At 37.5% G+C, this 18738-nt stretch carries 15 protein-coding genes and 2 pseudogenes; 5 read left to right on the top strand and 12 right to left on the bottom strand.

What is annotated here, in order from left to right:
- Position 1: 1 nt before the first annotated feature.
- Positions 2 to 736, bottom strand: a complete 735-nt coding sequence (locus V7024_RS07235; RefSeq protein WP_335517655.1) for an ABC transporter permease — start codon at positions 734 to 736, stop codon at positions 2 to 4.
- Positions 733 to 1635, bottom strand: a complete 903-nt coding sequence (locus tag V7024_RS07230) for an ABC transporter ATP-binding protein (protein WP_335517652.1) — start codon at positions 1633 to 1635, stop codon at positions 733 to 735. Before V7024_RS07230 ends, V7024_RS07235 begins: the two co-directional genes overlap by 4 nt.
- A gap of 146 nt (positions 1636 to 1781) precedes the next feature.
- Here V7024_RS07230 and map point away from each other — a divergent pair, with 146 nt between their 5' ends.
- Entirely contained in the window at positions 1782 to 2576 is a 795-nt protein-coding gene (map, locus tag V7024_RS07225) for a type I methionyl aminopeptidase (RefSeq protein WP_335517649.1), read from the top strand.
- A gap of 196 nt (positions 2577 to 2772) precedes the next feature.
- Here map and V7024_RS24370 read toward each other — a convergent pair.
- Together V7024_RS24370 and V7024_RS24365 are read right to left on the bottom strand one after the other, a co-directional pair.
- A pseudogene (locus V7024_RS24370) lies at positions 2773 to 2868 on the bottom strand (Cna B-type domain-containing protein); the annotation flags it as partial.
- Between the two features lie 42 nt (positions 2869 to 2910).
- Positions 2911 to 5275 (bottom strand): annotated as a pseudogene (locus V7024_RS24365) (Cna B-type domain-containing protein); the annotation flags it as partial.
- Between the two features lie 520 nt (positions 5276 to 5795).
- On the opposite strand from V7024_RS24365, the gene V7024_RS24360 reads away from it, so the two are divergent.
- Entirely contained in the window at positions 5796 to 6026 is a 231-nt protein-coding gene (locus V7024_RS24360; protein ID WP_438824447.1) for a winged helix-turn-helix domain-containing protein, read from the top strand.
- A 921-nt stretch (positions 6027 to 6947) separates the two neighbouring features.
- On the opposite strand, the gene argS is transcribed toward V7024_RS24360, so the two are convergent.
- The 7 genes from argS to V7024_RS07180 all read right to left on the bottom strand — a co-directional run bounded on the left by argS (position 6948) and on the right by V7024_RS07180 (position 13868).
- Positions 6948 to 8618 (bottom strand): arginine--tRNA ligase, encoded by a 1671-nt coding sequence (argS, locus tag V7024_RS07210; protein ID WP_335517640.1) that lies wholly within the window; start codon positions 8616 to 8618, stop codon positions 6948 to 6950.
- On the bottom strand, positions 8618 to 9055 hold the full coding sequence (locus V7024_RS07205; RefSeq protein ID WP_020059763.1) for a DUF1934 domain-containing protein: 438 nt from the start codon (positions 9053 to 9055) through the stop codon (positions 8618 to 8620). Before V7024_RS07205 ends, argS begins: the two co-directional genes overlap by 1 nt.
- A gap of 275 nt (positions 9056 to 9330) precedes the next feature.
- Positions 9331 to 9690 (bottom strand): YxeA family protein, encoded by a 360-nt coding sequence (locus V7024_RS07200; protein ID WP_335517637.1) that lies wholly within the window; start codon positions 9688 to 9690, stop codon positions 9331 to 9333.
- A gap of 242 nt (positions 9691 to 9932) precedes the next feature.
- Positions 9933 to 10808, bottom strand: coding sequence for an agmatinase (speB, locus tag V7024_RS07195; protein WP_020059760.1), 876 nt, complete (start codon positions 10806 to 10808; stop codon positions 9933 to 9935).
- Between the two features lie 304 nt (positions 10809 to 11112).
- The gene (gene speE / locus V7024_RS07190; protein WP_098914502.1) at positions 11113 to 11940 is read right to left on the bottom strand and encodes a polyamine aminopropyltransferase; all 828 of its coding nucleotides are present in this window, start codon (positions 11938 to 11940) and stop codon (positions 11113 to 11115) included.
- Between the two features lie 366 nt (positions 11941 to 12306).
- Positions 12307 to 13461 (bottom strand): MFS transporter, encoded by a 1155-nt coding sequence (locus V7024_RS07185; RefSeq protein WP_335517633.1) that lies wholly within the window; start codon positions 13459 to 13461, stop codon positions 12307 to 12309.
- A 5-nt stretch (positions 13462 to 13466) separates the two neighbouring features.
- Positions 13467 to 13868, bottom strand: a complete 402-nt coding sequence (locus tag V7024_RS07180; protein WP_335517630.1) for a MerR family transcriptional regulator — start codon at positions 13866 to 13868, stop codon at positions 13467 to 13469.
- Between the two features lie 152 nt (positions 13869 to 14020).
- Here V7024_RS07180 and V7024_RS07175 point away from each other — a divergent pair, with 152 nt between their 5' ends.
- The 3 genes from V7024_RS07175 (at position 14021) to V7024_RS07165 (ending at position 18048) form a co-directional block, all read left to right on the top strand.
- Positions 14021 to 14743, top strand: a complete 723-nt coding sequence (locus V7024_RS07175) for a glycerophosphodiester phosphodiesterase (protein WP_335517628.1) — start codon at positions 14021 to 14023, stop codon at positions 14741 to 14743.
- A gap of 320 nt (positions 14744 to 15063) precedes the next feature.
- Entirely contained in the window at positions 15064 to 15471 is a 408-nt protein-coding gene (locus V7024_RS07170; protein ID WP_006097186.1) for a nitrous oxide-stimulated promoter family protein, read from the top strand.
- Between the two features lie 519 nt (positions 15472 to 15990).
- A complete protein-coding gene (locus V7024_RS07165; protein ID WP_335517623.1) occupies positions 15991 to 18048 on the top strand; it encodes a transglycosylase domain-containing protein in 2058 nt (685 codons plus the stop codon).
- A 47-nt stretch (positions 18049 to 18095) separates the two neighbouring features.
- On the opposite strand, the gene V7024_RS07160 is transcribed toward V7024_RS07165, so the two are convergent.
- Complete coding sequence (locus V7024_RS07160) at positions 18096 to 18737, bottom strand: GNAT family N-acetyltransferase (RefSeq protein ID WP_335517620.1); 642 nt, start codon at positions 18735 to 18737, stop codon at positions 18096 to 18098.
- Position 18738 lies beyond the last annotated feature (1 nt).

Genomic DNA, 18738 nt, shown 5'->3' with positions numbered 1-18738 from the left:
TTTATACCGCTTCCTGTCTTTTTCTTATATATATTGATAGTACAACAAAAGCGATAAAATAACCTCCTAAAATGGCTGCATTTTCCCAGCCAATTGTCTTACCAGCAACAATGTCCCAAGCTCCGCTTCCGAAATGATACGTTGGCATCCATTCTCCAATACTTCTCAACGTTTTTGGAAGTATTTCAATTGGCATCCATAATCCACCGAGAATCGCTAAACACATATTTAACATATTCGCAAGTCCCATAGCAGCATCAGCCTTCTTAATAGCACCGATAATCGTTCCAATTGCTAGAAATGGTGTAACACCAATTAATAACCATAATCCAGCGCCAATCCACTGTCCAATCGTTAAGTCTACATGATTTATTAATATACCTGCGATAAAAATAACTGCAATTGAAAAAGCATTTACAACCGTTTGAGCAACAATTTTTGCAAATAAATACACGCCTTCTGGCAGCGGTGTAATTTGTAAAAGCTGTGTCCAACCTTGCCCTTTTTCTTGTGATAAGCGACCACCAAAGCCAAAGAGTGCTGATCCTACAATACTAAAAGTAGCCATCGAAATTAAATAGTGCGCTTTCCATGCATCACCGTTTTCTGGTGATGATACGACATTTGTGAAAATATAGTAAAACATAACCGGCATTAATAATGAGAAAAAGATAAATAATTTATTGCGAAACGTACGTAATATTTCTATTTTACATTGCATCCAAAACGCTCTCATGCGATTTCCTCCTTCTGATTGGCAACAAACTGTTCAAAGGCTTCATCCAAGCTGCCTCGCTCAACAGCAATATCCATAACAGGTAAGTTTTTATGAAAAATTTCTCGAAGCGTAGCATCCGTATCATCCGTTGTCAGCACCACACGGTTTTCATGCCACTGAACACTTGTAACATGAGGTAAGCTGCGAAGCATGCTCGTCGGCAGTTCCTCTTTTGCATAAAACGAGATTGTTTTTTGAGAAATCGTTGCTTTCATTTCATCTGGCGTTCCATCCGCAATGATTTTACCGTTACCAAATAATAAAATTCGATCTGCTAATGCATCCGCTTCTTCTAAATAATGTGTTGTTAAAATTATTGTTTTTCCTTCATCCGCTAATTTTCGAATTGTATCCCAAAAGCTTTTTCTAGACGTAATGTCCATCCCTACTGTTGGTTCATCTAAGAAAAGTAAATCGGGATTCCCAGCAAGTGCGAGTGCAAAGTTTAAACGTCTTTTTTGACCGCCAGATAACTTTTCACATCTTTGCTTTCTTTCTGATGCTAAATTGGATAGCTGAAGTAATGTTTCTTTTGCAATTGGATTCGTATAATAACTACGAAACAAATCAATTGCTTCTTCTACTGACACACTATCAATGACGCTCACTTCTTGTAGCATTGCTCCAAGGCGATTGCGAACATCTCGGTGTTTTGGGCTCTTACCGAAGATTGAAACTTTTCCTTCTGAAGGATCCCTTAATCCGAGCATCATCGAAATTGTTGTCGTTTTACCAGCTCCGTTCGGTCCAAGTAATGCAACGATTTCCCCTTTCGCTACTGTAAATGAAACGTTATTTACTGCTTTTTTATGTTTAAATGTTTTTGAAACACCATTTACTTCAATTATTTGTTTCATTTCTCCACCTCCGTCGTTCTTATATTTATATTGTATAAATTGGAAGAGATGGAAAACAGTACGATACGTCATGACATGAATATGACAAATGTCAGGAAATCTTGAAATGAGCGACTTTCCACGTCAGTAGCAGGACAAAAATAAACATGATACAATCATGTAAGATGTACATTCGAGGAAGGACAGTGGTTTTCATGATTATTCGCAATGAACAAGATTTAGAAGGCTTACGGAAAATCGGCCGCATCGTTGCGCTTGCTCGCGAGGAAATGAAAAAACAAGCGAAACCAGGTATGACAACGAAAGAACTTGATTTAATCGGTAAGAAAGTATTAGATGAGCACGGTGCTATTTCTGCACCTGAAAAAGAATATAAATTTCCAGGTACAACTTGCATTAGCGTCAATGAAGAAGTTGCGCACGGCATCCCGGGAGACTGTGTTCTAAAAGAGGGCGACTTAGTAAACGTCGACGTATCTGCGGCACTTGATGGTTACTATGCAGATACAGGTATTTCATTTGTGCTTGGGCAAGACGAAGCAAAAGAAAAACTTTGTGCTGCTGCTGAAAGTGCATTTTGGGCAGCTATGAAAAAAGTAAAAGCTGGTGCAAAACAAAATCAAATTGGTCGTGCGGTTAACAATGATGCTCGTAAAAATGGCTATAAAGTCATTGAAAACTTAACAGGGCACGGCATCGGCCTTAGCTTACACGAAGCACCAAATCATATTTTAAGTTATTTCGACCCAACGGATAACGCTCTCTTAAAAGACGGACTTGTCATAGCGGTAGAACCATTTGTATCTATGGGGGCAGATCATATTATCGAACGCGGCGATGATGGCTGGACATTTGTCACACCAGATAAAAGCCTAGTTGCACAGTGCGAGCATACAATCGTTGTAACTCGCGGCGAACCGATTATTTTAACAGAGCTATAAGCAAAAAACACAACCCTCTCATAAAAAACAAGATCAGCGCGCCGAGGTACTCAACCTTAGCGCGCTGATTTCATTTAAAAAGCTTTCCGTTTTCAACATAGAAAAAAACCCTTTAGGGTTCATTCTTTTCTTCATCTTTCCATGAAGTTTTTTGAATGATTCCCTAAAGGGGCTATCAGTCATACTCTAAAGCTTTTTATTGTTTCATTCGTTGACGAGCGAATAGAATTCCACCTAAAACGAACAATACCATTCCTCCAACAATTGAAATCATTTCCGCTGGTGTTCCTCCTGTTTTAGGAAGTAATACTGTCGTCTTATTGTTTTCTTTATTAGATGGAACTTTTGAATCGCTATTTGTGTTTGGACCTTTTGGATCTTCATCTGTCCATTCCGGAATCTTTGTATTCGTAATGTCATAACCTTTTACTTCTGTTTTGTAGCCATCTACTGGCTGTTCTTTTACTTCATACTTATATGCTTTGCCATCTACATCATATGCTGCTAAATCTTTAAATTCATACTTCCAGCTTTTTTCAGCTGTTACTTCTTGTGTTGCGATTACTTTGCCGTTTTGTAGTAAGTCTACTTTAATCATTGTTGGACGATTTTTTGCATTATCGTCTTTCCATGTCTTTGTTCCTTCTACTTTTGTATTTGTGATGTCAGTACCGTTTACTTCGGATTTATATCCGTCAACTGCCTGTTCTTTTACTGTATACTTGTACGCTACTCCATTTGCATCATAGGCTTGTAGTTTTTCAAATGTGTACTTCCAATCTGTTGCCGCTGTTACTTCTTTTGTTGCGATTTCTTTACCATTTTGTAGTAAGGTAACTGTGATTTTTGCTGGACGATCTGTTGCGTTGTTATCCTTCCAAATCTTCGTCCCTTCTACTTTCGTTTCGCCTACTTTTGTATTTATAATGTCATAACCATTCACCTTGGATTCATATCCTGCCACTGGTTGTTCTTTCACTGTATACGTGTAGGCTTTTCCATTTGCATCATAAGCTGGTAAATCTGCAAATTTATACTTCCAATCATTTGCTGCTGTTACTTCTTGTGTCGCAATCACTTGGCCGTCCTGTAGTAAGTCGACCTTGATCATTGTTGGACGATCTTTCGCATTGTCGTCCTTCCATATTTTTGTTCCTTCTACTTTTGTCTTTCCTACTTTTGTATTTGTAATGTCATAACCATTCACTTTGGATTCATATCCATTTACTGGTTGTTCTTTTACTTCATACTTGTACTCTTTACCATCTGTATCGTAGACTGTTAAATCTTTAAATTCATACTTCCAGCCTGTTGCTTCGCTTGCTTCTTGCGTCGCAATCACTGTGCCGTTTTGTAGTAAGTCTACTTTGATCGTTTTTGGACGATCTGGTGCATTGTTATCGTTCCAAGTCTTCGTTCCTGCAACAGATGTAGTTTTCACTTTATTCGAAATCGGTAGTTCAATTCCGTTTACAGCATCTGCTTTCACTTCAAACGCTACTTTTGTCTGCGGGTCAAAATCAATATAGTTTGGCGCCGAAACTTCTTGCACATAATATTTACCTGGTGTTAAATCTTTGATTTCGATTATACCTTTTTCATCTGTTGTATATACATCTCCAACTTGTTCATCCGACTCTTTATACAACTTAAATGAAACATTCGGGATTACTTTGTCTTTATTTCCTTCAAGGTGCTTAACAATTTTTAGCGTTCCTTTTGAAGGTAAATCCCCCGCTAGCGCCACCACCAGCTGTCATATTTTCGACTTGGTAACTACCTGATTCAGTAACTGTGTCTTTGTTATAAACTTGGTAATCAATCGTATAATCATTCTTAAAATAATCTTGCTTCTTTCCAGCTTCCGTTATAGTAGATGTATAACCAATCGTAAAGGAGGCAAGACGTGCTTTATCCCTATAAAGCAAAACTTTAAATGATCTGTCACCAGTACGGGTAATCGTTCCGTAACGTTGCTTTTCAAACTCTTGTAGCGTTAAAGATCGACGACCTAGATAATCATCAATAATTATATAGAAACTATCCTTATTAAGTGTTTGACCTTCCTGTAAATTATCAGTCACAACAATATCGCGACTTAACTCTTCTTTATTTAAGTTTATATTCAAGAACCAACGCACTTCATCGTCCTTACCTGAGTTCATATCACCAGTTTTATAAAAAAACGGTGGCTTTCCAGGATCTGTACCACCACCACTGGTTGGACCGGTAATCGTTACAGTTTGCTTATTTACATTTGTACCGAAATTGGTTTCAATCTCCTTCTTTTGATCCGTTCCTACATTAGCGGCTTCCACGTAAAAGTTTAAATACCCTTTAATATTTTGATGTGTATTCACTTTATCATTAAATGTACATACAACAGTACCTGCAGTGACTTTACAAGTACCATAATCATCTAAAGGAAACGTTTTATCTAATCCTTTTAATTCTGGAGGCAGTGTTAATGTTAGTGTGTCTCCTGGCTTCAGCCTAAGTCCATTTTTTCCACTGAAGTTTACAGTTACTTTAGTCCGTTCGGTGGTCTGTAGATTTGTTTTACCAATCTGAAAACTATCCACAAGTCCTGCTGTATTTAACTCTTGTGCATTTGCGATTATAGGCATTAAACTCTGACCTATAGTAAACATAAAAATCATTATAATTGAGAAAATCGAAGTGACTCTTTTTAAATGCATGCCTTGCGTTAATCCCCCTTTAAATTACAATATAGGTAATTTTCGGGGTGAAGAGACTATAACAAAGATTCTATTACTCAATGCTATTGAATTATTTCATTGTATATATTGAATAACCATTGTTATCTTTTTCTCTTTCTTCATCCCTTCTATTACTTAAAAACTCGAAATGCTACTTCTATATAAACTCATCTAATTTTTTTAATATGTCTAAACGGAGAAATTGTTGATTTATACTATTTAAAAAGAACAAATAAAGAAATGGACGAACAATAGAACAACTTTTAAAAGGATCTATCATAATCATTCGTCTTATTATGCAAGGGTATTATGTGGTAGAGATTGCAAAACTTCTTCCTATCCATCGTAAAATGCTAAGTACGTAAAAAATCTAATGTGGGCAATATGGACAAGCCGTTTCGCAACAAATATACATTTAGCAAACTTCTATAATGATTCTCCTGAAGAAGAACAAAAAGTATAGCGTACGACATAAGCCTAAACCGGCTAGTATACTCGTGTGCGAAAGAACCTTATTGAAGAAAAATTTTCTGTAACCATGAATCGAAGTGAAATCGGTCATATGTTAAAACGCATTATATTTAGATATACAAAACCGACCTACACACCGAAACAAACTGGCAAGAAAACAAGCAGTATTTCAACCTCAGCGCTATATGATGTAAAAACGCTCTGGACGAAGTATTTATTATTTATCTATACGGATAATAGTCATATTCTCCAAATCTGAATACATTAGAAATTTGAGGTAATAAAAAGATTGTAATTGTCGACCGAGTTCATATGCATCATACAGAAATACAAATGTCGGTCTTTTCATTTTTGGAGTATATAAATGTGCATTGAGAAAAGTACTTCGCCTAATGGGTTCTATGTCGAAGAATGAAAGTGAACTTATATACATTAGTTTTTCTAAAAAGATAAAAATCCAAAAATTGATATATTGACATGTATCCATAATTAATGATATTATCGAAATTGAAAGATTTATATCTTTTCATTACCCTTATCAAATGATGAAAAACTAAATTGTACCGCACGTACTATATAGATTCCTTTTGATTTATCAACATATCAGTCGTTGTTATGCAGAACAAAACATGATCTGCATTCGCGCTTTCTACCCTTATTTTCACCCTTGCATATGGCAAGAAAAAACTTTGTCCACCTCTATGCATGGCTAAATGCCCTCACCTATCTAAACAGTGAGAGGGTTCTTCTATCATTCTATCATTTTATAATTTGCATATTTTAGACGTGTAACCCCTAGTTACTTGCTAATCGTTTAGACACTTGATTAGATGAAGTGTTATTTTAAATATGTGACTTAGTTGTAATAACATTAATTACAGCAATTAGGTCATTTCCTAACAATTCCCCTTAAACAGAAACTATTTCCAATAGCCTATTATTCTAGAACAATTACAAAAAAGCAATATTTTCTATTTTTTGTGTCAACAATATAACACATTTTTGACACATGTATCTCTAGAATAGAAAATTGAAAACAATTTCTCAGGGATGATTTTCCAACATCAAACTATACGTGTGATGTTTCTTCGTGACTTTTCAATTTCCTTATTTTAATATCTGATCAGTCTATCGACTGATCAGATATTTTTATATCATTTCTAAGTAGACATTTTCTACATTACATCTTTTCTGGTGCAGATACTCCAACTAATGCTAATGCATTTTGAAGTGTAATGCGTACTGCACGCATTAAATCGTAACGAGCTTTACTTAATTCTAAATTATCTTGGTTTAATACTTTTTCTGCATTGTAGAAGCTATGAAGCGCTGCTGCTAAATCAAATGCATAGCTTGTAATGCGGTGCGGCAGACGTTTTTGTGCTGCTTCTGCAACTGCTGCTGGGAATTCTCCTAGTTTCTTTAATAAGTCTACTTCTTTTTCAGAAGCAACTAGTTTGTAATTCACATCGCCGCCTGCAGCTAAACCAAGTTCTTCACCTTGACGAAGAATACTGCATACGCGTGCATGTGCATATTGTGCATAGTATACAGGGTTTTCATTTGATTTTGATACCGCTAAGTCCATATCAAAGTCTAAATGAGAGTCACCGCTGCGCATTGCAAAGAAGTAACGCATTGCATCCACGCCTACTTCTTCCATAAGCTCACGAAGTGTAACAGCTTTACCTGTACGTTTACTCATTTTTACTTTTTCACCGTTTTGGTATAGTTGTACCATTTGGATGATTTCTACTTCTAATGTATCTTTATCGTATCCAAGCGCTTGAATTGCTGCTTTCATACGAGGAATGTAGCCGTGGTGGTCAGCACCCCAAATATTGATTAATTTATCAAAACCGCGCTCTAATTTATCACGGTGATATGCAATATCTGGCGTTAAGTATGTGTAAGAACCATCATTTTTAATTAATACGCGGTTTTTATCATCGCCGTAAGTTGTAGAACGGAACCATGTTGCGCCCTCTTCTTCAAACACTTCACCGCGCTCTTTTAATACTGCAAGAGCTTCGTCAATTTTACCGTTTTTATATAATGATGTTTCAGAATACCAAACGTCAAAATTTACACGGAAACTTTCTAAGTCCTTTTGAAGCTTTTCTAATTCATATTTTAAACCGTACTGACGGTAGAACTCATAGCTTTCTGCTGCATCTACATGCACGTAACGATCACCGAATTCTTCTGCAAGGTGCTTACCAATTCCGATAATATCAGCACCGTGGTAGCCGTCTTCTGGCATTTCTTTTTCTAAACCTAACGCTTGCATGTAACGAGCTTCAACCGAAAGCGCTAAGTTATGAATTTGATTACCTGCATCGTTAATATAGTATTCACGAGATACATCGTAGCCTGCTTTTGCTAATACGTTACATAGCGTATCACCAACTGCTGCGCCGCGCGCATGACCTAAGTGCAGGTCACCTGTTGGGTTTGCAGAGACGAACTCAACTTGTACTTTTTCGCTCTTACCTGTGTTTGTTTCACCATATGCTTCGCCAGCTGTAATAATTGTAGGAATTAAATCTGTTAAATAGCTGTTATCCATATAGAAGTTAATGAAACCAGGGCCAGCAATTTCGATTTTTTCAATAGAAGCTTTTGCTTTATCAAAATTTGCAACTAATTCTTCTGCAATCATACGAGGTGCTTTTTTCGCTACACGTGCAAGTTGCATCGCCGTATTTGTAGAGAAGTCACCATTTGCTTTATCTTTTGGTGTTTCTAATATAACGTTTGTAATTTGTTCTTCTGTCGCTAATTCCGCTTTTACTACAGCAGCTTTAATTTCCTCTTTAATGAGTTCTTTTACTTGTTCTAAAGAGTTCATTATTGTGCCTCCTTAAGATTAATGGTAATTGTATATCGGCCTGCTTCTTGTTCACTTAGAAGCAATGCATACGTTAGAAAGAGTTGTCCCTTTTTCTTTTCTTCCGACCATTTAAAAAGGACGTTATCCGTTTTCGTTTGCAATGCAAACGTTCCAAGCTCACTTGTATACGTTCCTGTTGTCCACTCACCTTTTTTATGAGTTTGGCGCATCGAAACAGCACCGGAACGCATAATGAGAACTTGATCATCTTGGATTTTAATAATTGTCTTCACTTCGCCTTGTTCGTTCAGTTCTTGAAACGTTACATATGTACTTTGACCCTTTACATAGTATAGACCATTTGCATCAAAAGCAATAGTTTCCTTTCGCGTTCCTTCACGAATTTCCGTTACAAAGTGAACCTGTACTGGTAAGCCTGCAAGTTGCTTCTCCACGTCTTGCACACCTTTCAAAATGTTATAGATATTGCGTTTTCTAACTCCAGTGGCTAGAATGTTTGGCGGCTTTTCGCCTTCCTTCTCCGCTCATTCTAAGCAAGCCACTTCCGCTTTCCTAAAAATAAAATACTCTTTCTATCATATCAAAAAACAGTGGTGTCTGTCTGCTGAAAGCTGTATTTGCAAACACAATTTATAAATTTTTCTTTCCTAATTAACCATCAACCTTATGAAATAATAGGAAACCAAGTTTATTATAAACTCGGTTTCCATTATTTTTTCAATTTTTCTAGCACATTTGTTGGCACTTCATTCTCTTGCAATTCAGCCCATCCTTGACCTTGACTACCTTTTGCATAGATTTTCAAATATTCCCCACGTCGCAGTTCACGGTTTATCATTTTTTTCACAACTTGCTTATTTCCTTCTCTATCATAAGCAGCAAAGGCATACAAATACCAATCCCCTTTTTTCTCGCCTTGATTTGTCACAGCATAACATGCCTTTACTTCCTTACTTGAAAAAAAGTTATCTACAAAAGCTTGCAGACCTTCTGTTTTCGTTTGTAAATAAAAGGCTCCTGCCCCGCATAAAATAGCAAATACCGCTCCAACTTTTAATATCATACGCATAAAGCTTTTCACCTCTTACATAACGCTTCCTTATTATTATCTTCAGTATAAAATTTACAAAAGGTAATCTCTATCGATTTTCCTTACACTTTTCTTACATCATTGTAAGGAAAGTTAATGAATATATGTTCCGATGAAAAAACGACATAAAAAAAGCTATTTCGAATGAATTCGAAATAGCCTTTTTTAGAAAGCTTACTTTCAACTAACATTAATAATTATAATATTTGATAGCTTCGCTTTTATTTTTGCACCCATCCAAGTAACATTTCGCGCACAAATTTACTTGCTGCGATTGGTGTTTGATCACTGTGATCGTATACAGGAGCTACTTCAACTAAGTCTGCTCCAACTACGTTTATATTTGAATTTGCAATTGCAACAATGGAATCTAATAGTTCTTTTGATGTAATACCGCCAGCTTCTAACGTTCCTGTACCAGGAGCATGAGCTGGGTCTAATACGTCGATGTCAATTGTGACATAGACTGGGCGTCCTGCAAGTGTTGGTAATACTTTCTTTAATGGTTCTAATACATCAAATTTGTATAAGTTCATACCAACTTCTTTTGCCCACTCGAATTCTTCTTTCATACCAGAACGAATCCCGAAAGAATATACGTTTTCTGGGCCAATTAAATCGCACACTTTACGAATTGGTGTAGAGTGAGATAAAGGCTCACCTTCATAAGACTCACGTAAATCTGTATGAGCATCCATATGGATGATTGCTAAATCTGGATATTTTTTGGCCATCGCCTTAAAAATTGGCCAAGACACTAAGTGCTCACCACCAAGACCTAGCGGAAACTTACCAGCATCTAATAGTTTTGTTACATATTCTTCAATCATGTCTAAGCTACGCTGTGCATTACCGAAAGGAAGCGGAATATCACCCGCATCAAAATATTTAACTTCCTCTAGTTCACGATCTAAATATGGACTATATTCTTCTAATCCAATTGATACTTCACGAATACGTGCTGGGCCAAAACGGGAGCCAGGACGATAACTTACTGTCCAATCCATTGGCATCCCATAAATAACTACTTCAGCATCTTCAAAACTTGGATGACTATTAATAAACACTTTACCTGAATAAGCTTCATCAAAACGCATATTCTTTTCCTCCTATCTGGAACTTAAGGTATCCCAACCTTTCATTTTGTCTCAAATTTGGAGCTATTTGCTCCTCTTTATCGATTTACCATATTCTTTCCCACGAGAAGGAAGAAGCTCCTTCTGCGGGAAAGAACCTTAATCGGCTTCCTCTCATTCTGAGCGAGCCGCTTCCGCTTTTCTTACTGTCTAGCTTCAGTGGCTAGAATGTTCGGTGGCTTCGCGCCTTCCTCCGAGGCAAAAAACGCCTCTCTGTCAGGAGCTCCATCCCCCTCTCATTCTGAACGAGCCACTTCCGCTTTTCTTACTTAATTAAATCGCCAACGAACTTCGGTAATGCAAATGCTGCTTTGTGAAGCTCTTTTGTATAATATTTCGTTTCGATTTCGTGGAAACGCTCTTCACTTACTTCTAATGGATCATGCTTCTTAGATCCGATTGTGAATGTCCAAAGTCCACTTGGGTATGTTGGAATGTTAGCTGTGTATAGACGCGTAATTGGGAAAATTTCTTTTACGTCTTTAAACACGGTTGAAATTAATTCCGGTGTGAACCAAGGGTTGTCCGTTTGCGCTACGAAAATACCGTCTTCTTTTAACGCTTTAGAGATTCCAGCATAGAATCCTTTTGTAAATAGGTTTACAGCTGGGCCTACTGGCTCTGTAGAATCAACCATAATTACGTCATACTCATTTTCGCTTTCAGCAATGTGCAGGAAGCCATCGCCTACTTTTACATCTACGCGTGGGTTTTCTAATTCACCAGCAATTTCTGGTAAGTACTTTTTAGAGTACTCGATTACTTTTCCATCGATTTCAACAAGTGTCGCTTTTTTCACGCTTGGGTGTTTTAATACTTCACGAATAACACCGCCATCACCGCCGCCAACAACTAGAACGTTTTCAGGGTTTGGATGTGTAAATAATGGTACGTGCGCTACCATTTCGTGATATACGAACTCATCCTTTTGTGTTGTCATAACCATGCCATCTAAAATAAGCATGTTACCAAATTCTTCAGTTTCAACCATATCAAGCTTTTGAAATTCTGTTTGCTCCGTATGTAAAGTGCGGTTAATACGCGCTGTAATTCCAAAATGCTTTGTTTGTTTTTCCGTGAACCATAATTCCATTGTGCGATCACGCCTTTCATTGCAATTTATAATGTGGACACCATTAATGTCCCCTAACAAAAATAAAACAAAACATATAAAATGTATAGTTAAAAATATAAAATGCCATAAATATATAAATCGAAATTAAAAAACCGATATAAAACCACTCTTTTTCGGTGGGTGAGAGCATCTGGCCATGTATAGAAGCGGTCAGGGCCTTTTTCTGCCACATGCGCAGTTAAAACCAGAGAGCAAGCGAGTGAAGGTTCCTTTTTTCTACATAGCAACAGTTTATACTTCGACAAATCAAAATAGATTCATATATGTTTTAAACAAGTCATTTTCGTTTGCATATTACCCAAACTATATAAAGAAAACCCTTTCCTAGGAAAGGGTTTTGCTCTCATTTTTACGAACTGGTATACAAATCATCACACATCCAACTAGCGCAACAATTCCTCCTACTAAAAACGGACTTTGCGGTGAAATCACGTGACCGAGAATTCCAGATAGAATCGGTGCAATTGCTCCGCCTAACCAACGAACAAAGTTATATACACCCGATGTGATAGATCTTTCATAAGGTGAAATGTCCATTACGTAACTTGTAAATAATGCATTGTTAAGACCAGACGCTAATCCTGATAAAATGATAAGTGCAATTTGTAACCACATTACTTGTACGAAGAATAATAAAATTAAAAAGCCAGCAAACACAAGTAAGCTATAACGCAGTAACATCTTCGGCTCATATTTCTCTTCTAATCGATGAGCAAGTTTAGCAGAACCATACGCTAACGCAAGACCCCAGCCGCAAAAGACGAATCCAAGCTGAATGGCAGATAAATGTAGAATAAGCGGTGAGTACGCTAAGACAACAAAGAAAGCATAGTAATATAACATCCCGGAAATGGCACCTTGTATGAAAGGTTTATATTTCACAAGGTTAAGTAATTCTTTCAATCCAGCTGACTGACGTTTCACTTTGCGCTCTGGTTCTTTTACAAAAAAGAAAACGAGAATAAATGCTAAACCAATTAAAACACTTGTCGCAAAAAATGGATAACGCCAAGAGTGTCCACCTAATAAACCACCTAACAACGGACCTCCCGCCATCCCTAAACCAATCGCAGCCTCATACAATCCAACTGCTTCATGTACTTCTTTGCTCAGCGCAATTAATAATGTCATCGCCGTTGCAAAAAACATCGCATTTCCTAAACCCCAGCCAGCACGAAAAATAGATAACTGTGCAATGGTTTGTGATAATCCGCAAATACATGCAAATACTGTTACAATCGCAAGACCGATTGTCATCATACGCTTATCACCAAACCTTGCCGCAAGAAGACCAGCTGGCAGCATCATAATGGCCATTGTTAAAATATAAGCTGTAAATAACATTTCTACTTGCCAATGCGTTGCCCCAATTTTCTCTGCGATGATTGGCAAAATCGGATCGACTACCCCAATTCCTGAAAAGGCAAGAAACGTAGCGACAACCGTAATGAGCCTTCCAAATCGTTGTTTACTCTCCATATGAATCATTCTCCTCTTTCTAAAAACTTCGTTGCTCTTTCCAAGCTATCTTCTAATTCTTCTTTCACACGCTGCATTTGTAACATTTTCTTGTCTAGCGTCTCCATTTGATTGCTCAGCATATTTGCTATTTCTTGAATGACTTCTCGGCCTTGCGGGTTATCGCTATTTCTTCTTTGCTCCATCCGTTCTTTAAGCGATAAGAAATACTGCATTTCTTGAAGCGTAATCCCTAATACTTCTTTCGCTTCTACAATTTTTTTAATTCGCTCCACATCTTCGTCCGTATATAAGCGAATATTTCCTTCGCTGCGCTCTGGTGGATGAATTAAACCAATTTCTTCATAATAACGAAGAGTCCGTTTTGTTAAACCAGTTTGCTTTGTAACTTCCTCAATTTTATACACGTCCATTCCCCCTTAACATTATTACATTTTACGTTAACGTTAACTTTTATGCAACTATTACACCTTTGTAAAATTTTCCCGCAAAGGTTGTCTTTTGAATTACTCAGTTTCATAATTGAATTAAAACAAATGAGAAGGAGAGCCCATTACATATGAAACAACCACTTATTTTTGCGCATCGCGGTGTGAGAAGTACACACCCTGAAAATACAATGATTGCTTTTCAAGAAGCAGAGCGCGTTGGTGCGCATGGTATTGAGCTTGATGTACATGTATCAAAAGATGGCGAACTTGTTGTGATTCACGATGAAACTGTGGACCGAACAACAAATGGAGCAGGACTTGTCTGTGAACAAACCGTTCATCAATTACAAGCACTCGATGCCGGTAGGGATTCTTCTTTTCATGAGGCAAAAATTCCAACGCTCCGCGAAGTGCTTATTTGGCTTTCTACAACAACACTGCAATTAAATATTGAATTAAAAACAGATGTCATTCGTTATCCTGGGATAGAAGAGAAAGTCGTAGATCTTGTTCGCGAATTTCATCTTACTAATCGAATTATATTTTCTTCGTTTAACCATGAATCCGTTGCTCTGCTTGCAGCTTTAGCACCAGAGATTCCCCGTGCGATTTTATACGATGAACCGCTCGCAGATCCAATTGCTGAAGCAAAAAAAAGACAGGCTAATGGCCTCCATCCAAACTTTGAATTACTCACAAAAGAGTTTGTACAAACAGCCCAGAAACAAGGATATATATTCCGTCCTTATACGATTAATGAATACGAAGATTTACAAAAGATGATAGATTACGGCGTTGATGTCATTATTACCGACTGGCCAACACGTGCCTTTGAGCTTCTTTCTTACTAAGAAGCTCTTTTTGGTATATGGGGTAGCACCATAAAACGCGGATTCCGTACGCTAAGGCTGAATTACTTGATATAACAGTAAGCGTCAAACTGTCCCACCTACCAATAGAATCAGTTCCATGTCAAAATAGATCAATCAATAGCGTAGAAGAAGCGAGTGGACACTTGTCGTTCCATTGATTTAAGCATCCGAAGCTCGTAAGAAAAAGAAAGATGTTTATTTAAGTCTTAATGTGTTCGCTTTTACTGTTGGTTATAATTGGTAGGGACATTCTCCATTAATAATTCGTAGGAAAGAGATAAACATTAGAAAAACTGTCAATGAAAATTCATGTAAACCCCCTAAAAAAGTCTTACAATCAAAGCAGAGAGACTTTGGAACGGGAGGCACTAGCCATGAATCGAATTGAACGTGAAGAGAAAACAATTAGCATTATGATTGATATGTATTGTAAAAACGAACATGAACAAGATACTATATGTGAAGAATGTCAGAAGTTAAAAGAGTATGCTTATTTTCGTTTATCAAAATGTCCATTTCAAGAGAAGAAGCCAGCATGTCAAAATTGCAAAATTCATTGTTATAAACCAGATATGAAAGATTTCGTTAAGGATGTTATGAAGAAGAGCGGACCGAAAATGATTTTAAAACATCCATATTTCGCGGTCATGCATGTTGTTGACACAATGAAGAAGGCTCCTGACTTACCGAAAAGAAAAAAGAGCTAAAAGACAAATAGACCTAAAAAATCAATTTTATTATATCTTTAGGTCTATTTGTCGTTTACATATAGCAAGGATTTAACAATAGGAGCCAAAAACGGACGTTTAAGGAACTTTATTGAGTTCTAACGAAACTAACAGAAAGATGGTCAAAAACCAGTTCCGAAACTCATTACCAAAAACAAAGTCCCGTAACAAGCATTAAATATCGTTTATGGAACTTTCTTAACGTACGGTAAAACCAAGTTTTTAAACTTAGAAATTCCTTAGCGTACGAAATTCGCGAAATGCTGGCGCGACTCCTATAAATACAAATGAAAAAACCGACGCAAGAGCATCTGGCCAGGCATAGGACCGATCATGCACTTGCAAGTTTAAAATAAAAAGAGAAAGCAAGTAGCGGGCATGTTTTGTTCTGTATAGCAGCGACTTATATTTCAAAAAACCAAAATGGATTTATATAGTTTAAAAACAACCAAAAACCTCAATACTAGTAAAAGTATGCTATGAGGGGTGACAAAAAAAATGGAACTTACGGCAAATGAAAAACATGCGAAATATATGCGCTTTTTCCTTACTGCACTGCTATCATGTGGCCTTTTCTTTGTTTTTACTATTTTCATTTTGTTACTCGTTGCGAAAATTTTAGGACCACCACCTGTTGCAGTTCCACAAACCACTATCTTTTATGCAAATGACGATTCTGTTATGGGGCAAAGTCACGGAACGCAGAAACGCTATAACGTGTCCCTCGATCATATTTCACCTTACGTAAGAGAAGCAACACTTTCTATTGAAGATCAGCGCTTTTATAAACATCATGGCTTTGATTTAAAACGCATAGGCGGGGCAGTGATTGCCGACATTAAAGCGATGGGAAAAGTACAGGGTGCGAGTACAATTACGCAGCAATATGCGCGTAATTTATATTTAGATCACGATAAAACATGGAAGCGAAAGCTGTTAGAAGCAATGTACACCGTTCGCCTAGAAGTGAATTACAATAAAAACGATATTTTACAAGGGTATTTAAACACGATTTATTACGGGCACGGTGCCTATGGAATCGAGGCAGCGGCACGTCTTTACTTTAATAAAAACGCGAAAGATTTAAACTTAGCAGAAGCAAGTATGCTTGCAGGTATTCCAAAAGGACCAAGTTTGTATTCTCCCTATTTGCATAAAAGCAGGGCAAAAGAAAGACAAGCTATCATTTTAAATGAAATGGTAGAGCAAGGATATATCACAAAGAAAGAAGCAGCAGCGGCAAAACAAGGACAACTCAGCTTCGCTCCGCTTGAAAAAGAAGAAGTAGCAGAAGTTGCACCTTATTTTCAAGATGCCGTGCAAACTTCTCTCATCAATGATCCTGGTCTTGATGAGCAAACGGTAGCACGCGGCGGCCTGCGCGTATACACAACACTAGATCCAAAGTTACAAAAAATTGCCGAACGTACAGTAAACGAAACCATTCCAAGTACAACGGAGATAGAAACAGCTATTGTATCGATGAATCCTAAAACGGGCGAAGTTATGTCCCTTGTCGGTGGACGTGATTATAAAAAAAGCCAATTCAACCGGGCAACACAGGCGTACCGGCAACCAGGTTCGACGTTTAAACCCTTTTTATATTACGCCGCTCTTGAGCAAGGCTTTACACCAGCAACCCGCTTAAAAAGTGAATATACCGTGTTCACTTTAGGTGACGGTGTTTCAAAATATAATCCGACTAATTATAAAAACTATTACGCCGATAACTTCATTACAATGATGCAAGCACTAGCTGTTTCCGACAATGTATACGCTGTAAAAACACACCTTTTCTTAGGAGAAGAATCACTCGTAAAAACAGCGAAGCAATTTGGAATTACAAGTTCATTAAAAGATGTCCCATCACTTGCTCTTGGAACATCTCCTGTAAAGCCTCTTGAAATGGTAAACGCTTATGGCATGCTTGCTAACGGCGGCAAACAAGTAAAGCCAACATTTATTCGGCGCGTGGTCGATCATGACGGCAACATTTTGTATGATGCTCATTTAGAAAATAAACAAATTCTTGATGAGAACAATGCCTTTGTAATGGAAGAAATGATGACGGGCATGTTTAATAAAAAGCTAAGTAGCTACACCTCCGTCACCGGACAAAATCTGATTCCAAAGTTATCACGCACGTACGCTGGAAAGTCCGGTTCAACCGAGACAGATAGCTGGATGATCGGCTTTACACCAGAGCTCGTAACAGGTATTTGGGTCGGCTATGATAAACAAAAAACAATCTCTAACCCAGCTGAGCAAGTCTATGCAAAAAATATGTGGGCCGCGATTATGGAGCAAGGGTTAGAAGAAACCCCAAAACAAGACTTTAAAAAACCGGCCAATGTAGTCGCGTTAACCATTAACCCTGAAAACGGGAAAATCGCCACGAAAGGGTGCCCTGTTTCTGTCAAAATGTATTTTGTAAAAGGGACCGAACCAACGGAGTACTGCATGGATCATATTGATGAAAAAGATGAATTTGAGGCAGTGTTAAAAGAGAAGGACAAAAATAAACAAAACTGGTGGAAGAAGTATTTTCCGTGGTAACAAAAATTGAACGAATAAGGGAGCGTACTCTACCGCTCCCTTTCTTTCTATTCATCCTTATCATTTACAATCGCTAATACTTGATGGTCTTCCCATCTTCCATTTATCTTTACATTTTTCCTTGCAATTCCCTCTTTATGAAATCCTGATTTCTCTAATACTTTTATTGATCCGATATTATGTGGCATAACGCCCGCCTCAATCCGATGAAGCTTTAACTCATCAAATGCGTAAGACACGACTAGCTTAACAGCCTCCGTCATATATCCTTTCCCATTATGATGTTTGTCTAAGGTATATCCAATAAAACAGCCTTGCAAAGGGCCGCGTAATACTTCAGACAATGTAACAGATCCAATTAATTCTTCTGTTTCATTTAGATAAATGCCAAATGAATACTGCTCATCAAGCTCCTGTTTTTCATTCCCTTTTCTAATACGCTCCTTTTGACCCTCTAACGTATAAAAATCATCCTCTCGTAATGCTGTATACAGTTGAAAAAAACCTCGGTTTTTCGATTCCAAATACACCATAGCTTCTGCATCACATTCTTCTAAACTTTTTATAAAAATAGACTCCCCGCGCATTCTCATATTTTCACCCTCTAACCTCTTGATTTTCCATTTAAATACATATCCCTGGCAAATATCAGCATTTCCTGCGCCATTCAATGGAAAACATGTTTTCAAA

The sequence above is a fragment of the Bacillus sp. JJ864 genome (genome assembly GCF_036963045.1).
In the GTDB taxonomy this organism is placed as follows: Bacteria; Bacillota; Bacilli; order Bacillales; family Bacillaceae_G; genus Bacillus_A; species Bacillus_A pseudomycoides_C.
This window is presented reverse-complemented; position numbering and strand designations above follow the sequence as displayed.